18 protein-coding genes are annotated in these 19,765 nt (G+C 69.7%); 8 read left to right on the top strand and 10 right to left on the bottom strand.

The window, feature by feature from the left end; translation table 11 throughout:
- Nucleotides 1-184 precede the first annotated feature (184 nt).
- The 3 genes from F0U63_RS19205 to F0U63_RS19195 form a co-directional block, all read right to left on the bottom strand.
- On the bottom strand, nt 185-700 hold the full coding sequence (locus tag F0U63_RS19205) for a hypothetical protein (RefSeq protein ID WP_395847380.1): 516 nt from the start codon (nt 698-700) through the stop codon (nt 185-187).
- Between the two features lie 278 nt (nt 701-978).
- Nucleotides 979-1,323, bottom strand: coding sequence for an antibiotic biosynthesis monooxygenase family protein (locus F0U63_RS19200; protein WP_395847379.1), 345 nt, complete (start codon nt 1,321-1,323; stop codon nt 979-981).
- On the bottom strand, nt 1,320-2,465 hold the full coding sequence (locus tag F0U63_RS19195; protein ID WP_395847378.1) for a cytochrome P450: 1,146 nt from the start codon (nt 2,463-2,465) through the stop codon (nt 1,320-1,322). Before F0U63_RS19195 ends, F0U63_RS19200 begins: the two co-directional genes overlap by 4 nt.
- A 62-nt stretch (nt 2,466-2,527) precedes the next feature.
- On the opposite strand from F0U63_RS19195, the gene F0U63_RS19190 reads away from it, so the two are divergent.
- Complete coding sequence (locus F0U63_RS19190) at nt 2,528-3,211, top strand: ArsR/SmtB family transcription factor (protein WP_395847377.1); 684 nt, start codon at nt 2,528-2,530, stop codon at nt 3,209-3,211.
- Between the two features lie 9 nt (nt 3,212-3,220).
- On the opposite strand, the gene F0U63_RS19185 is transcribed toward F0U63_RS19190, so the two are convergent.
- The gene (locus tag F0U63_RS19185) at nt 3,221-4,129 is read right to left on the bottom strand and encodes a hypothetical protein (RefSeq protein WP_395847376.1); all 909 of its coding nucleotides are present in this window, start codon (nt 4,127-4,129) and stop codon (nt 3,221-3,223) included.
- 65 nt (nt 4,130-4,194) lie between these two features.
- Between F0U63_RS19185 and F0U63_RS19180 the strand changes: the two genes are divergently transcribed.
- The 3 genes from F0U63_RS19180 to F0U63_RS19170 all read left to right on the top strand — a co-directional run bounded on the left by F0U63_RS19180 (nt 4,195) and on the right by F0U63_RS19170 (nt 7,651).
- Nucleotides 4,195-4,812: a hypothetical protein gene (locus F0U63_RS19180; protein ID WP_395847375.1), complete on the top strand. Its 618-nt coding sequence runs from the start codon at nt 4,195-4,197 to the stop codon at nt 4,810-4,812.
- The gene (lnt, locus tag F0U63_RS19175) at nt 4,809-6,431 is read left to right on the top strand and encodes an apolipoprotein N-acyltransferase (protein ID WP_395847374.1); all 1,623 of its coding nucleotides are present in this window, start codon (nt 4,809-4,811) and stop codon (nt 6,429-6,431) included. The genes F0U63_RS19180 and lnt overlap by 4 nt, the downstream gene beginning before the upstream one ends.
- 215 nt (nt 6,432-6,646) lie before the next feature.
- Nucleotides 6,647-7,651 (top strand): hypothetical protein, encoded by a 1,005-nt coding sequence (locus F0U63_RS19170; protein ID WP_395847373.1) that lies wholly within the window; start codon nt 6,647-6,649, stop codon nt 7,649-7,651.
- A 21-nt stretch (nt 7,652-7,672) separates the two neighbouring features.
- Here F0U63_RS19170 and F0U63_RS19165 read toward each other — a convergent pair whose 3' ends face one another.
- A complete protein-coding gene (locus tag F0U63_RS19165) occupies nt 7,673-9,634 on the bottom strand; it encodes an ABC-F family ATP-binding cassette domain-containing protein (protein WP_395847372.1) in 1,962 nt (653 codons plus the stop codon).
- Between the two features lie 146 nt (nt 9,635-9,780).
- On the opposite strand from F0U63_RS19165, the gene F0U63_RS19160 reads away from it, so the two are divergent.
- Both F0U63_RS19160 and F0U63_RS19155 read left to right on the top strand, forming a co-directional pair.
- Entirely contained in the window at nt 9,781-11,532 is a 1,752-nt protein-coding gene (locus tag F0U63_RS19160) for a serine/threonine protein kinase (RefSeq protein WP_395847371.1), read from the top strand.
- Between the two features lie 138 nt (nt 11,533-11,670).
- Nucleotides 11,671-12,168, top strand: coding sequence for a GAF domain-containing protein (locus tag F0U63_RS19155; RefSeq protein ID WP_395847370.1), 498 nt, complete (start codon nt 11,671-11,673; stop codon nt 12,166-12,168).
- 9 nt (nt 12,169-12,177) lie between these two features.
- Here F0U63_RS19155 and cmk read toward each other — a convergent pair whose 3' ends face one another.
- Together cmk and F0U63_RS19145 are read right to left on the bottom strand one after the other, a co-directional pair.
- Nucleotides 12,178-12,867: a (d)CMP kinase gene (gene cmk, locus F0U63_RS19150; RefSeq protein WP_395847369.1), complete on the bottom strand. Its 690-nt coding sequence runs from the start codon at nt 12,865-12,867 to the stop codon at nt 12,178-12,180.
- A gap of 34 nt (nt 12,868-12,901) precedes the next feature.
- A complete protein-coding gene (locus F0U63_RS19145; protein WP_395847368.1) occupies nt 12,902-13,867 on the bottom strand; it encodes an acetyl-CoA carboxylase carboxyltransferase subunit alpha in 966 nt (321 codons plus the stop codon).
- Nucleotides 13,868-13,963: 96 nt separating this feature from the next.
- Between F0U63_RS19145 and F0U63_RS19140 the strand changes: the two genes are divergently transcribed.
- Nucleotides 13,964-14,644, top strand: a complete 681-nt coding sequence (locus tag F0U63_RS19140) for a tetratricopeptide repeat protein (RefSeq protein ID WP_395847367.1) — start codon at nt 13,964-13,966, stop codon at nt 14,642-14,644.
- 72 nt (nt 14,645-14,716) lie between these two features.
- Nucleotides 14,717-15,175: a hypothetical protein gene (locus tag F0U63_RS19135; RefSeq protein ID WP_395847366.1), complete on the top strand. Its 459-nt coding sequence runs from the start codon at nt 14,717-14,719 to the stop codon at nt 15,173-15,175.
- Between the two features lie 45 nt (nt 15,176-15,220).
- On the opposite strand, the gene F0U63_RS19130 is transcribed toward F0U63_RS19135, so the two are convergent.
- From F0U63_RS19130 to F0U63_RS19120, 3 genes are all read right to left on the bottom strand, one after another.
- Complete coding sequence (locus F0U63_RS19130) at nt 15,221-17,233, bottom strand: ArsA family ATPase (RefSeq protein WP_395847365.1); 2,013 nt, start codon at nt 17,231-17,233, stop codon at nt 15,221-15,223.
- A gap of 337 nt (nt 17,234-17,570) precedes the next feature.
- Entirely contained in the window at nt 17,571-19,004 is a 1,434-nt protein-coding gene (gene nla6 / locus F0U63_RS19125; protein ID WP_395847364.1) for an enhancer binding protein Nla6, read from the bottom strand.
- Nucleotides 19,005-19,080: 76 nt separating this feature from the next.
- Nucleotides 19,081-19,758, bottom strand: coding sequence for a histidine kinase dimerization/phospho-acceptor domain-containing protein (locus F0U63_RS19120; protein WP_395847363.1), 678 nt, complete (start codon nt 19,756-19,758; stop codon nt 19,081-19,083).
- Between the last annotated feature and the right edge of the window lie 7 nt (nt 19,759-19,765).

Raw genomic sequence — 19,765 nt, 5'->3', positions numbered from 1 at the left:
GCCAGTCCGGTACGGCGAACGACAACGGGCGGGTGACGAAGGTTCATTGAGGTGAGTCGCTCCTTTGCGACCGCCTCTTTCCCGGTTTCCGGGGTTGGATTCAAGTGAACTTTGTAGGTCCGCAGCACCTGATGTTGAACCCCGAGCAACAGGTGCTCACGGACCCACGCCGCCCGCCGTCCTCTCAGGGGCTGTACTGGGTATAGACGTCGAGGATGGGCGCTTGCTGGGCCGTGCCGAAGAAATCAGGGTAGATGGCGACGAAGTGGTTGCCCTGCAGAAGCGCGGAGGGTGGAGTCTGGGGGCCTGGCTCCACGGAGAGCCAGTTGCCGCTCAGGGGGCCATGCACCTGGAGATGGGAAGGGTAAAGGATGAGTTCTCCCAGGGAGGTGGTGCCGGGGAACCCGGCTTCACCCGGAGCCGCGTGGAAGCTTCCCAACACGGTCGACTTCCTCGTGGTGTCCAACCGCAGCGGCTCCACCGGGCTCGGGCTCAGGGCATGAATGCTGACGCGGCGCCATGCGCCCACGAATCGGACATACGTTGCCCAGGAATAAGCAGCCACGAGTCCCGCGGAGTTGGCCGCGATCGCCACCTGTGGCTCGTACTCGGAGGTCGCCAGCTCCTGGAGGGTGGGTGCCAACAGGCACGTGTTGGACGGAGTGCTCTCACGCTGAACGACGATCTTGTAACGAGTCACGGTGCCGTAGGGATCCCGAGGATCCGTACTCGGCTCGGTGTATGCTTGCGAGCTGATTGAGTACGTGCAGCCCTGCCAGACAGCCTGGGGGCCTCCGAGAACGGGCGGATCGGCATGAGCCGATGAGCCGAGCAACGTGACCATTCCAACGACAATCGATCCGAGTATGCGCATGGATGCGGTCTCCAGCAGGTGAGCCCCGGTAATGCCACGAACTGTATGCCATTCGACTCCAGAGCGCATGTGCCGGAAGTCATAGCTGCCGCTCCCGGGCGTGGTCAGCCATGCACGGTGCGGCTATCGGTGGGCGCGTCCACCCTGTCCTTCAAGCCATAATCCCTGACGACATGGGCCACGCACAAACGGTAGTCGCGGAACACGCCTCCCCGGCCCTCGCCCTGGGCTTCCCGATGGGCTTGCTGGCGCCGCCATTCCGCCACCGCCGCCTCGTCGCGCCAGTAGGACAGCGACAGCAATTTGCCGGGCTCCCCGAGGCTCTGGAAGCGCTCGATGGAGATGAACCCGTCGATGTCCGACAGCAGGGGCCGCAAGGCCGCGGCGAGATCGAGATACCGCTGGCGGTGCTCCTCGTGGGGCCAGACCTCGAAAATGACGGCAATCATTGTAGACCTCCCAGGATGCGAGCATTGGTGGATGCGCGCCAGGTGATGGACTTCGACAGCGGGGTGAGTTCCAGACCACTCGCGAGGATGCACTCCACCGCCGCGGACACCATCGTCACCGCGAGTTCCTGGCCCGGACAGACATGGGCGCCCAGGCCGAAGGTGAAGGTCTGGCGATCGGGGCGGCGTGGGAGGAACGCATCGGGCTGGGGATTCACCCGGGGATCGCGGTTCGCGGCGGCGAGCACGACGATCACCGTCGCCCCCGCTTCCAACTCCTGATTCGCGACGGCCGCGCGCGCGTGGACGAAGCGTCGGGTGTTCTGGATGGGAGACTCGTGGCGCGCCGCCTCCCGGACCACGTCGTCGATGGAGCACTCGCCCCGTTCGAGCTGTTCCCTCAGCGCGGGCATCCGGGCGAAGGCGAGCAACGCGGCCCCCAGCAGGCCGGCGGTCGCCTCATACGCCTGGGTGAGGAGCCCCACCGCGTTGGGAACCAGTGCCTCCGGCGGACCGCCTCCTTCGCGCACCCGCGCGGCGAAGGCGCCGAGCAGGTCCGGTGCGCGGGGCTTCGCCTGGAGACAGGCCGTCACACGCTCGACGAGCCGCGCAGCGCCCAGGGCTCCCCCGGTGCGCGCCTCCGGTTGAGTCACCGAACGGACGTACGCATCCACCTCCCTCACGCACTCCTCCAGGGAGTCCTCCGGGAACCCAAGCAGAGAGCCGAGCACGAACACGGGAAACTGAAGCGCCTTCTCCGGCACGAGCGACAGGCGAGGCTCGGAGAAGAGCCGGGCCGACCAACGGCGGCTTTCCGCATCCACGCTCCGCATCACCGTCGGAAGCGCGGACGCCAGGGCTTGTTTCACGGCAGCGGAGGGCGCTCCGTCGTTCATCCGCACGAGCCGCCCGAAGAGCGCGCCAGCCGGGGTGCCGGTCAGGTGCGGCGGGACGGGCTCCGCCCGGGGACGCACCCGGCAGGCCTCGCTCGTGAGCACGGCGCGCACCGTGGCGGCATCCGCCGCGATCCAGGGCTCGAAGCCCGCGATGCGTTGCAGACCGCCTCGAGCACACAGGCTCGTATAGTACGGGTAGGGGTCGGGGTGGGTGACGGCCTGATAGGGGTCGGTAGGGGGGGTCATCGCTCCTCGCCTGCGACACACTGCCCTTCCTGACTCCTCCATGTGCTAGGAAATGGTTCGTCATGGAACGAACGATGAACGCGGGACCGGACCTCGCGGAGCTGGCGGGCGCCGTGGGGGATGCCACGCGGATCCGGATGTTGGAATTGCTCATGGAGGGCCGGCCCCTCGTCGCCAAGGAATTGGCCTTCGGCACCGGCGTGAGCCCCGCGACGGCGACGGTTCACCTCCGGCGGCTGGAGCACGCCCGGTTGATTCGCTCGACCCGGCAGGGGCGCAACAAGGTGTTCCGGCTCGCCACGCCCACCGTGGCGCGCATGGTGGAAGCACTGATGACGGTGGCGGTCCGGGCGCCTCGCGCCTCGGCGACGCCGGAGAATCTCCGGGCCGCGCGCTACTGCTATGACCATCTCGCTGGACGGCTCGGGATGGGCATCACCGATGCGCTCCTGCGAAGCGGACACCTCTCCCTGCGGCGGCGAGCCTTCGCGCTGACGCCGAGCGGTGAGGAGTGGTTCGAGGCGTTTGGAATCGAAGTGGCCCCCTTGCGAGAACAGCGGCGCCAGTTCGCCCACCGCTGTCTCGACTGGAGCGAACGGAGGGATCACCTCGCCGGTGCACTGGGGGCGGCGCTCGCCTCACGCGTGTTCGCGCTGGGCTGGGTCGAGCGTCAACCCGACTCGCGCGGACTCATCGTCACGCCAGCGGGCCAGCGGGGACTGCGTCGTCACTTCGGCGCCCCGTGAGTGGAGACGTCACGCCAGGAATTGCACCGCCAGGAGCGCGAGGGAGCCCACGAAGTAGAGCAGCGCGCAGGTGATCTCCACGAACCGCCGGATCCCTCGCGCGTGGCGTGGAGACAACCACGTTCCCCCCAGGGCCAACGCTTCCGTGGGCACGCGCAGGATCGCGGCGTACACGACGAGCGCCGCCGCGAAGTACACCCAATAGGTGAAGAAGCTTTGCAGGTAGGGCGCCAGCCCATACATGCGGTACTGCGCGAACGGCCCGCCGTAGGTGATGTATTGATTGGCCCGGAACATGATGCCGCCGGGGATGAGGGGAAACAGGAGGAACTTGAACGCGAGCAGGAGCGCCCCCGGACGCAGCACCGTCGCCCGGGCGTGAGCAAAGGCAGTGAGCGGATGCCGCGCCTCCTCGCGTGCCTGGGCCTGCTCCTGGCCGAGCGCCTCCAGCACGGGGAGCGGATCCTCCACCTGGACACCGTATTGGAAGTTCCTCCCCGAGCGCATCCGCAGCACGAGCCCCACGCCCGGCAGCGGCAACCGCCACCCGCGAACGGACTCCACCGAGGACACGGGAATCTCGAACCGGTCCCCGCGGCGCTCCAGCACGAGCCGCTCGGGTTCCACCTGGAGGGTGGCGGCCGAGCGCCAGCGCGACAGGCGGAGGAGCCCATACAGGCCCAGCGCGAGCAACGCGAGCACACCGGCCCAAGGCGGAGGCATCGGGTTGGCATCCCCGGTGAAGGTGAAGACGAGGACGAGCACCGCGGCGGCGAGCACAGCGGCCACGAGCAGGGCCTGGAGCACGGCGTCGGCGAGCCGTTGCGGCGCCGTCCAGGCACGAACGGGGAAGCCCGGGAGGGTGGCCTGACGCGGAGCGGCGGGCGCCGTGGCGGCATCGGCGTGCGGAGAGGACATGGGGGACGGATTGCCCGGAAGGCGAGGGGTCCGTAGCATACGGGGCCCGAAGAACAGGGGCGAGAATGGCTTCGCGGCCTCCTACCTATGAGCGGCACGTCGATGGTGACGGCGTGACCCGCATCCAGAAGAAGAATACGTCCCAGGGCACCTGGCTCATCTGGCTGGCACTCGGCTTCACCGCCGGCTGCGCGGCCCTGTGCGCGTGGCTGCTGTGGCCCGAGGACCCTTCCCCCACGCCAGAGCGGGTCGCGCCCACGCGCGTCACGGCGACCCGTCCACCACCGCCGCCACCCCGCATGGGCAACGCGCCCGCGCCCCTTCCCCATGCCGAGGCCCCGTCCGCTCCGGAGCCCGTGACGCCACCGGACGAGCCCCCGGAACCCTCGGATGGCGTCCATCTGTACAGACAGGGCACCAAGCCCCTCAAGCAGGGCCTCGTCGTGCCCGAGGGCTTCGAGCTGCCCCCCGGCTACGTGCGCCACTACCAGTCCACGGATGATGGGCAGCCGGTGAAGGCCATCCTCATGTTCCATCCGGACTACCACCCGACCGATTCGAATGGACAGCCGGTGGAGTTGCCCGCCAACCGCGTCGTCCCGATGGAGCTGGCGCCCCCGGGCATGCCCCTGGAAGTCCTGGAGCTTCCCGAGGGGCCCGAAGGAGTGGAGCCCCTGCCATGAGCGGGTGGGCGGCACGCGCGGGGCGGTGGGGGCCCGCGCTGCTCGGCATCCTGGCGAGTACCGCCCTCCTCGCGTGGTTCGCTCGCCTGGAGGCGCGGTGGGTGGCGCTCGGCTGGGTGGAGCTCGTCCCCTGGCTGTGGGTGTTGGATCGCACGCGCTCCGGGAAGGAGGCCGTCCTCGCGGGCACGGCGCTCGCCATGACCTTCACCGCGGCCATCTTCGGCTGGTTCCCCGAGGCCCTGCACGGCTACTCCCAGGCGCCCCTCGCGGTGTGCTGGCTCGCCGTGCTTCTGCTGGCGCCGCTCATGGAGTCGCAGTTCATCCTCTTCGCGCTCGTGCGCCACCACCTGCGGCGCACCACCCAGGAGCCCCTCGGCTTCTGGCGCATCACCCTCACGAGCGCCCTCGTGTACGTGGGCACCGAGTGGCTGTGTCCCAAGCTCTTCGCGGAGACCCTGGGCCAGGGATTCTATGCCTCCGAGTCCCTCCGGCAGGTCGCGGACCTCGCCGGAGCACACGGGCTCACCTTCCTGCTGCTCATCGGCAACGAGTGCGTGCTCGCCGCGGGCAAGGCACTCGCGGCGCGGGAGGCCCCCCGGCGCGTGGCGGTGCCGCTGGCCGTGCTGGCGGTGCTCGTCCTGGCCGGGAGCGGGTATGGGCGGCTTCGGATCTGGCAGGTGGCACGGGAGACGGCACGCGAGCCCGCCCTGGAAGTGGGCGTCGTCCAGGCGAACATCACCAAGTACGACAAGCTCGCGGCGGAGACGGGCATGTACGAGGTGGTGCGGATGATCCTCGACACGCACTACCGGCTCTCGGACGAGCTGCTCCAGGACCGGGGCGTGGATCTGCTCATCTGGCCCGAGACGGTGTACCCGACGACGTACGGCTCGCCCAAGAGCGAGGCGGGCGCCGAGTTCGACGCGGATCTCTCCGGGTTCATCTCCGAGCGCCGGGTGCCCCTGCTCTTCGGCACCTACGAGCTCGAGCAGGAGCGCGAGTACAACGCCGCCGTGTTCGTGGGACCGGGACGTGGGGGGGAGCTGACGCGCTCGGCCTACCGTAAGACGATGCTCTTTCCCCTCACCGAGTGGGTGCCCGAGTCGCTCGACTCGCCGTGGCTGCGCGAGCGTCTGCCGTGGACGGGCTATTGGAAGCGCGGGCCGGGACCGCGCGCGCTGGAGCTGACCCTGCGCGAGGGCCGGCGGCTCATCATCGCGCCGCTCATCTGCTACGAGTCCATCTTCCCCGGCTACGTGGCCGAGGAGGCACGGCGGGGCGCGGAGCTCATCGTGACGCTGTCCAACGACTCCTGGTTCCAGGGGACGCCCGGGCCCAAGCTGCACCTGATGCACGCGGCATTTCGCAGCATCGAGACGCGGCTGCCGCAGGTGCGCGTCACCAACTCGGGCATCTCCGCCCTCATCAGCGCCACGGGCGAGGTGCTCACCGAGGTGCCCGATGACCACCGCGCGAGCCTCACGCTGAGCGTGCCACCCCCGCCGCGGCTGACCACCCTCCTGGTGGCCTGGGGAGATTGGCTGGGGCCCACGGCCCTGGTGCTCGGCGGGCTGCTGCTGCTCGGGCGCGCCCTCCCCTTCCGACGCCGGGCCCTTTGAGGCCCGCGTTTACCACCCTGGACAGTCCGCGCTCCATCCCCCTGCCCGTCCGCCCGGAGGGGGTTGCCTCCAGGGGAAAGGATGGCCATGGGGTGGGTGGACGAGGTGGCATGAATACTCCGCGGTGACGGACGTCTCCACCTCCACAGATTCCAAGCCCGGGCACGCTCCGTTCGTGCGACGACGGGCCAGGACCGAATGGATTGGAGAGCGTCATGACTCCTCGGTGGTGGATGTGTCTGATGATCGGGTTGGCGGCCCCCGTCGTTCACGGGCAGACCGCGCCCTCCTATTCGCAGGACGCCTCGCAGGGGTATTACGACGAGGAGGACGCCTACGAGGAGGAGACGGGCCCCCTGGCCCCCTACGCGCCTCCGGCCCTGCCCAACGAGGTGCAGACGGCCCGCCCCTTCCGCGACGCGGTGTGGGCCTCCGGCCACTGGTACTGGGATGGCAACGAGTGGCGCTTCAATCCGGGCACCTGGATCGCCTCCATGCCGGGCTACCAGTTCATCAACGGCTATTGGCAGCAGGAGGGCTCGGGCTGGCGGTGGATCTCCGGTGGCTGGGCTCGGCCCGGCTCGACGCAGGTGGAGATTCCCATCGCCGTCACCAATGAGGAGGTCGTCGCCTCCCAGGCTCCTCCGGCGCCCCAGATGGAGACGCCGCCCCCCGCGCCCGCGCCTTCCTACACGTGGGCCCCCGGCTACTGGTACTGGTCCGGGGTCAACTGGTCCTGGGTGGCTGGAAGCTGGATGGCCCCGCCCCGTCCGGACCTCGTCTTCGTCACGCCGCGTTGGGTGCGTCGCGGTCCCTCCTGGTACTTCGTGGGCGGGGGCTGGGCGATCCATGGCTCGACCCGCGTCGTCGTGCCGGAGTACCGGTACGCGCGGATCTCCGTGGGCTGGGGCCGGCCGAGCTACTTCGTGCACACCTGGCGCCGCTACCCGATGTTCCATTGGAGTCGGCCGTACGGGTACCGCCACGGGCCCCGCCACAACCCGCCCCCCTACTACCGGGATCGGGACTGGGATCGCGGGCCGCGCCACCACGACTCACGGCCCAATGGCCCCTGGCGGGATCGCAACGACGGCCCCCGCCGGGACCACGATTCCGGGCCTCGCGGCCGGGACCATGATGGTCCTCGCGGCCGGGACCATGACGGTCCGCGTGGAGGCGGCTGGGGCCGGCACGATGCCACCCCGGTTCGCAACCACTGAGCCCCGCCCGGGCGCTCCGCCTCAGAGCGAGGCGGTCGCCTCGGCGAGCTTCTCCTGCGCGGTCTCCCACCGCGCGTAGAGCTGCTCCAGCTCGCTCTTGCCGTCGCGGTGGGCGTCCATGAGCGGCTTGGCCTTGGCGAAGTCGTTGTAGAGCACCGGGTCGGCCAGCTGCGTCTCCCGCTCCTTCTGCGCCTGCTCCAGCTTCGCGATCGCCTCCTCCAGCCTGGCGATCTCCTTCTTGATGGGGCCCTCGACGACGCTGCGCCGCTGCCGGGCCTCGGCCTCCAGGCGCTTGCGATCCTTCTCCGAGAGTCCCGCCGCCGCGCCCTTCTCCGCTGGCTTGTCGCCCCCACCCTCCGCCTCCAGCGCCAGGCGCCGCTGCTCCTGGTGGTAGAGGTAGTCGTCCAGGTTGCCCGGGTGCGTCTCCACCTTGCCGCCCACCACGTCCCAGACGTGCGTGGACAACCCGTTCACGAACGCGCGGTTGTGGGACACGAAGAGCAGCGTGCCGCCGTAGCCCTGGAGCGCCTCGATGAGCATCTCCGTCGAGTCCAGGTCCAGGTGGTTGGTGGGCTCGTCCATGAGCAGCAGGTTGGAGGGCACCAGAAGCAGCTTGGCGAGCGCCACGCGCGCCCGCTCTCCACCGCTGAGCACGCCCACGGGCTTGTCCACGTCATCGCCCGAGAACATGAACGAGCCGAGCACCCCGCGCACGAAGCTCTCCGGCTTGTCCGCCGCCAGGGGCCGCACCTCCTCGATGATGGTGTTGCGCTTGTCGAGCTTGTCGCCGTGGTGCTGCGCGTAATACCCCATCACCACGTTGTGCCCGAGCTTCACCGTGCCGCCATCCGGCGCGAGCTCGCCCGCGACGATCTTCAACAGCGTCGTCTTGCCCGCGCCGTTGGCGCCCACTACCGCGATGCGCTGGCCGCGCTCCACGCGCGCATCCAGCCCCGAGTACACCACCGCCTCGCCGTAGCGCTTCTGGATGCCCTCGAGCGTCACCACGTCTCGCCCCGAGCGCTCCACCTCCGGGAAGCGGAAGCGCATGGTGGCCCGCTCCTCGATCACCTGCACGTCCTCGAGCTTCTCGAGCATCTTCGCGCGGCTCTGCGCCTGGCGGGCCTTGGTGGCCTTGGCGCCGAAGCGATCGATGAAGCCCTGCAGCTCCGCCTTGCGCGCCTCCACCTTCTCGGCCTGGGCCTTGAGCTGCTCCTTCTCCTCGGCGCGCTGGCGCTTGTACGTGTCGTAGTTGCCCACGTACGAGCGCAGCCCCTCGAGCTCCAGCGACAGGATGCGGCCCACCTGCCGGTTGAGGAAGTCCTTGTCGTGGGAGATGAGCACCACGGCCTTGTTCGAGCGCTTGAGGAAGCCGTCGAACCACGCCTGGGTGGGCACGTCCAGGTGGTTGGTGGGCTCGTCCATGAGCAGCAGGTCCGGATCCTGGAGCAAGAGCCCCGCGAGCGCCGCGCGCATCCGCCACCCGCCGCTGAGCGCCCCCGTGGGCTTGGCCAGATCCGCCTCCCGGAAGCCCAGGCCCTTGAGGATGCGCTCGGCGTGGTGCCGGCCGTAGTGCTCCTCGAAGTGATCCAGCTCCGCGTGCAGGTCCGCGAGCGATTGGGAGAGCTCGAGTTGCTCCTCCTCGGAGCTGGCCGCGGCGAGCGCCGCCTCCGTGTCGCGCAGCCGCGCCTCCAGCGAGTCCCGGCCGGGCACGGTGCTCATCACCGCGTCCACCACCGAGCCCTCGGGCAGTCCCGCGAGCTCCTGGGGCAGGTAGCCAATCCGGGACTTGCGCCGGTAGGTGAGCGTCCCCGAGTCCGGGTGCTGCACGCCGGCGAGGATCTTCATCAACGTGCTCTTGCCGGTGCCGTTGGCGCCCACCAGGCCCACACGGTCCTTGGGGCCGAGCGTGAAACTCTCAGAATCGAAGAGAACCTTCTTCCCGTAGGAGAGGCTGATGTCCTGGGCGATGACGAGGCTCATGGCGGATCCGGGGATGTAACAGCCCGCCGCTCGGACGGGAACGGCTGATTCTGCCTGCCCGCCTCCCCAGCGGCCCGGAATCCATGCGGGATCCCCGCCACTCCCCCTGCCCCCGGCCTCCGGGCTTCCCCTATACTCGCGACCCCATGGCTTCCCCCTGTCAGCACTGCGGCAGCACAGACGGTCCCGATCATCTCTGCGGCGGCTCCCAGATGGCGCTCATCGGGCAGGTGCTCGATGGCCGCTACCAAATCGAGGACGTGCTCGGCCAGGGAGGCATGGGCATGGTCTTCCGCGCCACGCAGACGTCCGTGCAGCGTCCGGTCGCCGTCAAGACGCTCAACCCCTCGCTCGCCGCCGCGCCCCAGTTCTTCGAGCGCTTCCGGCGCGAGGCGGAGGTCGCCAGCCGGCTGCGCCACCCCAACGTCATCACCATCTACGACTTCGGCCGCTCCCAGGACGGGACCTGCTACTACGTCATGGAGCTGCTCGAGGGCGAGAGCCTGCGCGAGCTCGTCAAGCGCGATGGCCCCATGAGCCTGCGCCGCGCGGTGGACGTCATCGAGCAGGCGTGCCGGGGCCTCGCCCACGCGCACGAGCAGGCCGCCGTCCACCGCGACATCAAGCCGCACAACATCATGGTGCAGCAGCTCGACGGGCGGGACTTCGTCAAGGTGCTGGACTTCGGTCTGGTGAAGGCGCTGGAGATCGAGGAGGAGCAGCAGCTCACCACCACCGGCCAGGTGCTCGGCACGCCCCAGTACATGCCGCCCGAGCAGGCCGGTGGCGATCACGTGGATCACCGCTCCGACCTCTACTCGATGGGCGGCGTCTTCTACTACTGCCTCACGGGCACCTCGCCCTATGGGGCCAACTCGGTGCGCAAGGCGCTCACCGCCGCCCTGACGCAGCCGGTGCCCACGGTGGCCTCCAAGCGCCAGGGCGCGCCCGTGCCCCAGGCCCTGGAGGAGTTCTTCCAGATCGCGCTCGCCCCCGAGAAGGAGGACCGCTACCAGAGCGCCGAGGAGTTCATCGAGGCCATGATGGAAGCGGTAGCGCCGCTGTCCGCGCAGCAGCTCGACGCGCTGCCCACCAACTCCTCGCCCGAGGCGGCGGGCGGTGGCAGCAGGAGCAAGGCCGGCCAGCGCAGTGGGTCGCGCAGCCGCTCCTCCGCGAGCGCCGTGCGTCCCAAGCCGGGCTCGGGCGCCCGGAGTGGCACGCCCGCCTCCGGCTCCCGCGCGGGCCAGCCTTCCGCCGTGAGGAACGCGGCGCCGGGGTCGCGCCAGCCCAGCATCGTCGGGGGAGGCGTCTCCCGCGTGGGCGCCACCACGCCGGGCATGCGCCCGAGGACGAACCCGTCCCGGGCCGCTCCGGCCCCCGCTCCCGAGGAAGTACCCTTCAAGTGGTCGGTGAAGAAGATCTCCATCGCGGTCGCGTCGCTGGTGCTCTTCGCCACGGCCGGAGCGGTCGTCGCGCTGCGGCCCTCCAAGCCCGCCCCGGACGCGTCGGCCCCCGTCGCGGCGAAGTCGCAGCCCGCCGCGTCACGTCCCGCCGCGTCACGTCCCGCCACGTCACGTCCCGCCGACAACGGCATGCTCCTGGTGCACATCCGCTCCACTCCCGCGGGTGCCAGCGTGTTCGACGGGGACGTGCAGATCGGCACGACGCCGCTGGATCGTCAGCTCCCGCGCAGCCAGGTGCGCGAGCTCACCTTCCGCATGGCCCAGTATGAGGAGCGCAAGCTCAAGCTGGACTTCACCGGAGAGGTGTCGGACGCACAGGACGTGAGCGTGACGATGACGCCGCTGAAGGCCGCCGCGGCGGAGCCCGCCCGCCCGACCCGGGCCGCCAAGTCCAGCAAGGAGACCCGGGACGACTCCGTCCCCATCTTCGAGTAGGGCCATCCGCCTCGCGCGCGGCCCGCGCCGCCCCCCCGTTGTCACGGTGTTCGGAGTCGCGGCGAAGAGGGCTTCAGGATAAATCTACGCACCGCCTGGAGGGACGCCCTCCGGCGACCGTATCGAGGAGCCCACACCATGGCGGAAGTGACCCTGGATCTGCGTGGCCGGCCCAAGGCCGAGGCCTATGCCGAGCTGCACCAACACGTCGAGGCCGTCCTGGAGGGCATCGACGACGACGTGGCGGCCATGGCCACGATGAGCTGTCTGCTGCACCACGCCTTCGGCCACCTGTGGACGGGCTTCTACCGCGTGGTGGAGCCGGGCAAGCTGCTGCGCGTGGGCCCCTACCAGGGCACGCTCGGCTGCCTGGAAATCCGCTTCGGCAAGGGCGTGTGCGGCACCTCCGCCGCCGAGGGCCGCACCGTCATCGTCGAGGACGTGCACGCCTTCCCGGGCCACATCACCTGCGATGGCCGCTCGGCCTCGGAGATCGTCGTGCCTGTCTACAATCCCCAGCGCGAGCTCATCGCCGTGCTCGACATCGACTCCGAGCACAAGGCCACCTTCGACGACGCGGACCGCCGCGCCCTCGAGGCCCTGATGGGCTGGTTCTCCCGGCCCCGCCGCAAGTAGGCGGGGCGCTCAGCGCCGGGCCATGCGCGCGAGGATCTCCTGCTCCAACGTGCGCACCACCTCGGACAGCGGCAGCAGCGAGGAGTCCACCCGCCGGGCATCGTCCGCTGGCTTGAGCGGTGCCACGGCGCGGGAAGCGTCATCCTGGTCGCGCTTGACCTGATCGGCCAGCACGTCCGGCAGCGCGCGTTCCACGCCCTTCTGGAACAGCTCCTCGAAGCGGCGCCGGGCGCGGATGTCGGGATCCGCCTCCAGGAAGAACTTGGCGTCCGCGTCCGGGAACACCACCGTGCCGATGTCCCGGCCCTCGAGGATGGCGCCCTTGGGCGCCTGGAGCGCCAGGCGCCGCTGCAGCGACAGCAGCCCCTCACGCACCACGGGCCGGCTCGACACCTGCGAGGCCGCCATGGAGTTCTCCGGCGTGCGGATCTCCTCCGACACGTCCTCGCCGTCCAGGAACACGTGGTTGTCCTCGCCCACCACCTCGAAGGACACGCGCACGCTCGCCAGCAGCGTGCCCAGGCTGGCGTCGTCGTCGAAAGCGATCCCCTCGCGCCGCGCCTTGAGCGCCACGCACCGGTAGATGGCGCCCGTGTCCACCAGGGCGAAGCCCAGGCGGCGCGCGAGCACCTTGGACACGGTGGACTTGCCCGCGCCCGCCGGTCCGTCAATGGCCACGATGAAGGGTCTGGAACTCATTGAGGGGCTCTCTCCTGGAGACGGCACGGTGAGGCTAACGCCCGGAGAACACGCCGAGCTTGCGGAAGCGCTCGTAGCGATCCCTCACGAGGTCGTCCGGAGACAGGCCCGACAGCTCGTCGAGGTGCTTGCGCAGCGCCTGCCCCACGTTCTGCGCCGCCTTGGCGTGATCGCGGTGCGCGCCACCCGCGGGCTCGGAGATGATCTCGTCGATGATGTTCATCCCCATGAGATCGCGCGCCGTGAGCTTGAGCGCGTCCGCCGCCTTCTCCGCCTTGGTCGTGTCGCGATACAGGATGGACGAGCAGGCCTCGGGAGTGATGACCGAGTAGATGCTGTTCTCCAGCATCAGCACGCGGTTGCCCACGCCGATGGCGAGCGCCCCACCGGAGCCACCCTCGCCCACCACCGTGGAGACGATGGGCACCTTGAGCCGGCTCATCACCTCCAGGTTCACGGCGATCGCCTCGGCCTGGCCGCGCTCCTCGGCGCCGATGCCCGGGTAGGCGCCCGGCGTGTCCACGAAGGTGAAGATGGGCTTCTCGAAGCGCTCGGCCAGCTCCATCAGCCGGCGCGCCTTGCGGTAGCCCTCCGGGCGCGGCATGCCGAAGTTGCGCACCATGTTTTCCTTCGTGCCGCGCCCCTTCTGGTGGCCGATGAGCATCACCACCTGCCCGTCGAAGCGCGCGAAGCCGCCCACGATGGACGGATCCTCCCCGAAGTGCCTGTCCCCGGCCAGCTCCAGGAAGTCCGTGAACAGGTACTGGACGTAGTCCAGGAAGTAGGGCCGCGAGCTGTGACGCGACAGTTGGACCACCTGCCAGCGCGACAAGTCGCTGAAGATCTCCGTCTGGAGCTTCTTCGCCTTCTTCTCCAGCTTGGAGATTTCCGAGGTGAAATCCACCGAGCCGCTCTCCGAGAGCGTCTTCAGCTCGCCGATCTTCTTCTCCAGCTCGATGAGCGGGCGCTCGAAATCGAGTGGATAGTTGACGTTCGCCATGGCGCGGGAGCCCTATCACCCGCCCCCCCGCCTGACAACGCGCAACCTGTTACGCGGTACGCTGAATCCCCACCTTCCCCCCCTCGTCGAGACGACATGGACGCCCTCCCGCTGCTGCTCGCCCTCCTGCTGTCCGCCGCGCCCGCCCCCTCGGCGCGCACCCTCAACACCCAGGGATTCCGCCTCTACCAGGCGGGCCAGTACCCCGAGGCCCTGGCGAAGTTCGAGGCCGCGGCCCAGGCGGACCCGAAGCTGGCCCTGGCCCACTACAACGTGGCGGCCACCCTGGGAGTGCTGCGCAAGCAGGGGAAGATTTGCGACCACTCGGCCTACCGGGAGACGATCGTCGAGCGGCTGACGCGCTCGGTCGAGCTGGATCCCCGCCGGCTCGCCCGCGCCAAGAAGGACGCGGACCTGGACCCCATCCGCGACACCCTGGGCTGGCAACGCCTGCTGGGCCTGTCCCCCCAGAACGAGGCCGATGTGCCCAAGCTGCTGCGCCGGGTGACGTGGTTCAAGCTCGACGCGGGGATGGCCCGCGAGAAGCTCACCTTCCCGGACGCCCGGAGGGTGGTGGTGGAGCGGACGGGCTTCGACGAGGAGACCCAACGCGTCACCACCCGGAAGCGGACGGGCACCTACACGCTCCAGGGACGCACCCTCCGGGTGAGCTTCCCGAACGAGCCCCCCGTCGAGGGGACGCTGAGCGACAAGGGGGCGCTCCGGCTCGGCACGCTGGGGACGTTCACCGATCTGCCGCCGGAGTGCGATGCATAGAACGGATCGCCACCTGACGGACTTGGCGGCCCGGGAGCCCCGCCCCACCCTTGCCTTGGGGAGGTGGTGGGGATGGTGAGACTCGAGGGACGGCAGTGGGGATTGGTGGCGTTGGTGGCGTTGACGCCCTTCTTTTTCGCCTTCCTGCTGGCGGCGTCGGCGCCCGGCGTCGTCGAGCCCGTGCTGGGCACGGTGCTGGGCGGGGCGAGCTGGCTGCTGGCGGCGCTGCTGGGGCTGCTCGGAGGCGCGCTGTTCGCCGGGTGCCTGAGCACGCTGGCGGCGGTGCCAGGGCGGCCCTCGGCGGCGCGGCGCGCGCTGCACCTGGTGGGCGCGACGGTGGTGCCCGTGGGGCTGTGCATCGTCCCGGCGCTCTGCCTGATGCTGGCGGGCCCGGCGATCGCGCGCCAGCTCGAACAGGGCCAGGCCCTGCCCCAGGCGCTCCGCCCGCGGACCACGCACCCGTTGCTGGAGGGATTGCGCTACCAACTGCCGCGCGTGCTGCGCAACATGGGCGGGCTGCACCTGCGCTGAAACACCCCCCTCCCGCGAGGGAGAGGGGCACGGCACGGCGGCCGATCAGGCCGCCTTCGTCTTCGCGGTGGCGCTCAGGGCGTACCAGGCGGTGCGGAACGCCTTGAGCTCGCGCAGACCGGCGGGGTGACGGCCCAGGGCGGGCGCCACCGTCACCGGCAGGCCAATCGTCTTCTCGATGTTCTTGGCCGCGTTGAGCTCGTTCTTGCGCCGGTTCTCGCACTTGGGGCAGTCCGCCTTGGGCCCCACGCGGTTGACCAGCACGCGCTCCACCTGGAGCTTGCGATCCTTGAGGTACTGCACCAGGCGCTCGGAGCGCTCGGCGGCCAGCTCCTCGCCGCGCGTGACGACGACGAAGCGCGACTCGGTGGGCGAGGCCAGGGCCTCCTCGAAACGCTTGATGTGCTTGAGGAAGCCGGCCATGTCCTCGGCCAGCTCACCCAGGCCCTTGGACTTGTGCTTGGACAGCACGCTCTGCAGGGCGCCGAACCAGCTGCGGGCCGTGTCCACCAGCTCCACCACGCGCAGGGTGGACACCATGGGGGCGCCGTCCACGACGATGCGCTTGAAGCGCTCCTGCACCAGGGCGTCCGTCAGGCACGACAGGGCGGCCAGCTCGTCGATGCCCGCGGGGGCCGCGTCGAGCAGGTTGCGGAAGAGCAGCAGATCCACCGGCACGTCGTTGCCCGTCTTGGGCGCGCCCTCGTAGGCCTTCTCCGCCTTTTCCTTCCAGCGCTTGCGCACGGCGTTGAACCAGCCGGCCATGTCCAGCTCGCGCGCGTACAGGCCCTTGGTGCCCTTGACCTGCGTCTCCACGTCCGTCAGCCGGCTCTGCAGCACGTCGGACAGCGAGTGCGCGGGATCCGTGGAGATGAGGAGCACCGGCCCCTCCTTCTCCGTCAGCGTGACGGCGGCGGCGGCGGCACAGGAGCTCTTGCCCACCCCGCCCTGCCCCACGAAGAAGATGAGCCGCGTGGGCGGCAGCGGCGGCGCGGCGATGGGGGGCATGGAGGGCGCGCGCACCAGGGCGGGAGGCCCCTCGGCGGCGGCGAACTCCAGCGTCTTGGTCTCCTTGCCGCTCGCCCACTCCTGGGAGAAGGGCTTGAGCAGCTCCAGGCCCCGGGGCGCCACCTCGCGCCGGCCCACCAGGTGCACCGGCACGTTCTTGTCCAGCGCCTGGTACTTGCGCACGTGCGGCGCCTGGAGTCCGCGGCGGCCCAGGCAGGCGGCACAGCCTTCCTTGTCCTCCACCTGGTTGACCACCACCTCGACCACGGGGATGCCGCGCTCGCGCAGCTGCGCGAAGTACATGCGCGTCTGGGCCTCGGGCACCGGCTCCGCCAGCGCCACCAGGTGGAAGGCCGTGCGCGCCGGATCCTTCAGCAGCGCGAGCAGCTTCTCCGCGCGGGCGAGCTGCTCCTCGAGGAACCCCGGCTCCTCGGCCACGGCGGCGGCCTTCTTGCCCTTGCCGCCCGAGCCCTTCTCCGAGCCCACCCTCACGACGCCCAGGAACTTGCGCAGGCCCACCGGCATGTCGAACAGCCGCAGCGTGTGGCTGGTGGGCGCGGTGTCCACCACCACGCGATCGAACTCGCCACTCTCCGCCAGCTCCGCCACGTACATCAGCCCCAGCAGCTCCTCGAGCCCCGGCGTGGCCTGGGTGTACAGCTTGCCCAGCTCGTCCTCCGTCAGGTGGGTGCCCTTGCCCGCCGCCTTCTGCAGCGCGGACGCGTACTTGCTCAGATAGGACTTGCCCAGCGCGCCCGGCTCCAGCTCCATCGCCCACACGCCGCCGTCCGGCTTCGCCTTGGCGCCCTTGCCCTTGGCCTTGGGGGCCTCCTTCACGGGCTCCGTCTCCTCGGCCTCCAGCTTCGTCGGCTTGCCCGTCAGGGGCTTGCGCAGCAGATCCGACAACGAACGCACCGGATCCAACGAGACGAGCAGCACCCGCTCCTTGGGCGCTTCATCCGCCAGCCGCAGGGCGTATGCCGCCGCGAGTGTGGTCTTTCCCACCCCACCCTTGCCGCCGAAGAAGTGAAGAACTCGTGCGTCGCTCATGAACACATGGCCTTCCTTGACACCCCTCGGCCGAACCCGCCTCCGTCCTCTCGGGGACGGTCACGAACGGGACTCGCCAGACTTCTGTCCGGGTGGGGAACAGTCTTACCGGCTGCCGCATGGGGTGTGGTGTGACCTGAAGGATCGCCCGCCGCGACCCTGTGAGTCAAGCAGAGACCGGGCAGCCGCCCCCTTGCCCAACGCGGCGCGTCATCGCTTGAATGAAGACCACCGTGAAGCCGGGCGCCCGTCTGCCTGGCCGCCCGACTCCCAGGGCCCCATCGCCCGCCATCCCACCTGAGGGGTAGGCCCGGCGATGGGGGTCCACGAAGTCCGCTCAGCGGAACTCGGGGCCGTTGTTGATGAGCGAGCCGCCATGGCCCGACGACAGGGTATTGCCCTCCGCGCCCTTGCCCTGGCGGGCCTCGGCCGCGTAGCGGTTGAGCTTGTTGTAGAGCGTCTTCTCGCTCACCCCGAGGATCTCCGCCGTGCGCGCCTTGTTGTTGCTGTTGCGCTGGAGGCTGCCGAGGATGTACTCGCGCTCCACCGCGTCGAGCGACAGCCCGTAGGGCAGCCGGAAGGTGTGGCGCTCGGGGCTCTTGCCCGCCATGTCGGGCGGCAGGTGCTCGCGCATGATGAGCTCGCCATCGCAGAGGATGACGGCGCGCTCCACGGCGTTGCGCAGCTCGCGGATGTTGCCCGGCCACTCGTGGTTCTTGAGCGTCTCCATGGCGTCCGGGTGCACGCCCGTCACGCGCTTGGCCGAGTCTCCCCGGAACTTCTCCACGAAGTGCTGCACGAGGATGGGCACGTCGTCCCGGCGCTCGCGCAGGGGCGGCAGGTGGATCTGGAAGACGTTGAGGCGGAAGTAGAGATCCTCGCGGAAGCGCTTGGCCTCGATCTCCTTCTTGAGATCGCGGTTGGTGGCGCACAAGACGCGCACGTCCACCTCGAGCTCCACCTTGCCGCCGAGCCGGCGCAGCCGTCCCTCTTCCAGCACGCGCAGCAGCTTGGCCTGCAGCTCGATGGGGATCTCGCCCAACTCGTCCAGGAAGAGCGTGCCGCCGTGGGCGAGCTCGAACACGCCGGGGCGGCGCTGATCCGCGCCGGTGAAGGCGCCCTTCTCGTGGCCGAAGATCTCCGACTCGATGAGGGTGGCGGGGATGGAGGCGCAGTTGATGGCGACGAAGGGCTTGTCGCGCCGCTGCGACAGGTTGTGGATGGAGCGCGCCACCACCTCCTTGCCCGTGCCGGACTCACCGGAGATGGCCACGCTCGCCTTGGAGGGAGCCACCTTCTCGATGAGATCGAACACCTTGCGCATCACCGCCGACTGGCCGATGAAGTCCGTGGCGCCCAGCTGCTTGAGGCGCCGGCGCAGGCCCTGCACCTCGCGCATCGTCTCCTTCTTCTCCAGCGCGCGGTCGATGCAGACCTTGAGGCGCGCGGTGTCCACCGGCTTGACGATGAAGTCGTAGGCGCCCTCGCGGATGGCGGCCACCGCGGCATCGATGGTGCCGTGGCCGGTGAGCAGCACCACCGGGCAGTCCGGCAGCTCGTCGCGCAGCGTGCGCAACAGCCCCAGGCCGTCCGTCTCCGGCATCGCCAGGTCCGACAACACCACGTCCGGACGGAACTCGCCCGCCTTGCGCAGCGCATCGTGTGCGTCGAAGGCGGTCTCCACCTTGTGACCCCAGGCGGTCAACATCTCCGCCAGCGCCTCACATGAATCGCGCTCGTCGTCCACGGCCAGAATTCGCGCGCTGCCCACGGGACCTCCAGACATCAAAACGGCTCAGATGAAGAAAGATGGGAGAAAAAGATCCAGACAACCCCGCCGCCTGGCATCAGGCGAGCGGGAAGGTCAACCGGCAGGTACCGGCCACCAGATGCAGCTCCACACCGAGCTGCGCACACCGCAGTTCCAGGGCGGCCGAGGCCTCGTTGCCGCCCACCACCCCGGTGGCGTTCGCGTCCACCACCTCGAACACCGCCTTCGCGTCCTCACTGCGCACCACCACCGACACCTCGTGCCCCGTCTCCGAGCGGCCATAGGCCCGCGTCAGCGCCTGCACCACGAGGAAGCCCAGCTCCCCGATGTCCGCCAGCCGCGCCCGGACTCCGGGAGCGAGCGTGGGGCGCACCTGGAGCCGCCGCTTGCGGCTCTCATGCGCCAGAACCTCCATGGCACGTGTCACCGTCTCCGACAGATCCGCCTCCCCGGCACCCCCGGGGCGGCTCACGATGAACTCCGCGAAACGCCGCAGAATGCCATCCACGCGCTGAATCTGTTCACGCATGGACTTGAGGTTCTTCTCTTGCGAGGGCGGCACCTGGCCGTCGACCTTGAGCTTCTCGGTCAACACCTCCAGGTGGATGGACATCGCATTCAAGGGATTGCGCACATCGTGCAGCAGGCTGTCCATCAAGGAGGGCACCGTGCTGTAGCGCGCGGCGTCCACCACCGTCTCCGTCACTTCGCGCACCGGGGGCGCGCCGCTATTCGCAGCCGTGGAGTTGATCACAGATTCT

Source organism: Cystobacter fuscus (assembly GCF_044360685.1).
Lineage (GTDB): Bacteria > Myxococcota > Myxococcia > Myxococcales > Myxococcaceae > Cystobacter > Cystobacter fuscus_C.
This window is presented reverse-complemented; position numbering and strand designations above follow the sequence as displayed.

What these genes read in the sequence shown, in the direction of transcription:
- F0U63_RS19200 (WP_395847379.1), bottom strand. Translation starts at nt 1,323, where the DNA reads ATGATTGCCGTCATTTTCGAGGTCTGGCCCCACGAGGAGCACCGCCAG.
- F0U63_RS19195 (WP_395847378.1), bottom strand. Translation starts at nt 2,465, where the DNA reads ATGACCCCCCCTACCGACCCCTATCAGGCCGTCACCCACCCCGACCCC.
- F0U63_RS19190 (WP_395847377.1), top strand. Translation starts at nt 2,528, where the DNA reads ATGGAACGAACGATGAACGCGGGACCGGACCTCGCGGAGCTGGCGGGC.
- F0U63_RS19185 (WP_395847376.1), bottom strand. Translation starts at nt 4,129, where the DNA reads ATGTCCTCTCCGCACGCCGATGCCGCCACGGCGCCCGCCGCTCCGCGT.
- F0U63_RS19180 (WP_395847375.1), top strand. Translation starts at nt 4,195, where the DNA reads ATGGCTTCGCGGCCTCCTACCTATGAGCGGCACGTCGATGGTGACGGC.
- lnt (WP_395847374.1), top strand. Translation starts at nt 4,809, where the DNA reads ATGAGCGGGTGGGCGGCACGCGCGGGGCGGTGGGGGCCCGCGCTGCTC.
- F0U63_RS19170 (WP_395847373.1), top strand. Translation starts at nt 6,647, where the DNA reads ATGACTCCTCGGTGGTGGATGTGTCTGATGATCGGGTTGGCGGCCCCC.
- F0U63_RS19165 (WP_395847372.1), bottom strand. Translation starts at nt 9,634, where the DNA reads ATGAGCCTCGTCATCGCCCAGGACATCAGCCTCTCCTACGGGAAGAAG.
- F0U63_RS19160 (WP_395847371.1), top strand. Translation starts at nt 9,781, where the DNA reads ATGGCTTCCCCCTGTCAGCACTGCGGCAGCACAGACGGTCCCGATCAT.
- F0U63_RS19155 (WP_395847370.1), top strand. Translation starts at nt 11,671, where the DNA reads ATGGCGGAAGTGACCCTGGATCTGCGTGGCCGGCCCAAGGCCGAGGCC.
- cmk (WP_395847369.1), bottom strand. Translation starts at nt 12,867, where the DNA reads ATGAGTTCCAGACCCTTCATCGTGGCCATTGACGGACCGGCGGGCGCG.
- F0U63_RS19145 (WP_395847368.1), bottom strand. Translation starts at nt 13,867, where the DNA reads ATGGCGAACGTCAACTATCCACTCGATTTCGAGCGCCCGCTCATCGAG.
- F0U63_RS19140 (WP_395847367.1), top strand. Translation starts at nt 13,964, where the DNA reads ATGGACGCCCTCCCGCTGCTGCTCGCCCTCCTGCTGTCCGCCGCGCCC.
- F0U63_RS19135 (WP_395847366.1), top strand. Translation starts at nt 14,717, where the DNA reads ATGGTGAGACTCGAGGGACGGCAGTGGGGATTGGTGGCGTTGGTGGCG.
- F0U63_RS19130 (WP_395847365.1), bottom strand. Translation starts at nt 17,233, where the DNA reads ATGAGCGACGCACGAGTTCTTCACTTCTTCGGCGGCAAGGGTGGGGTG.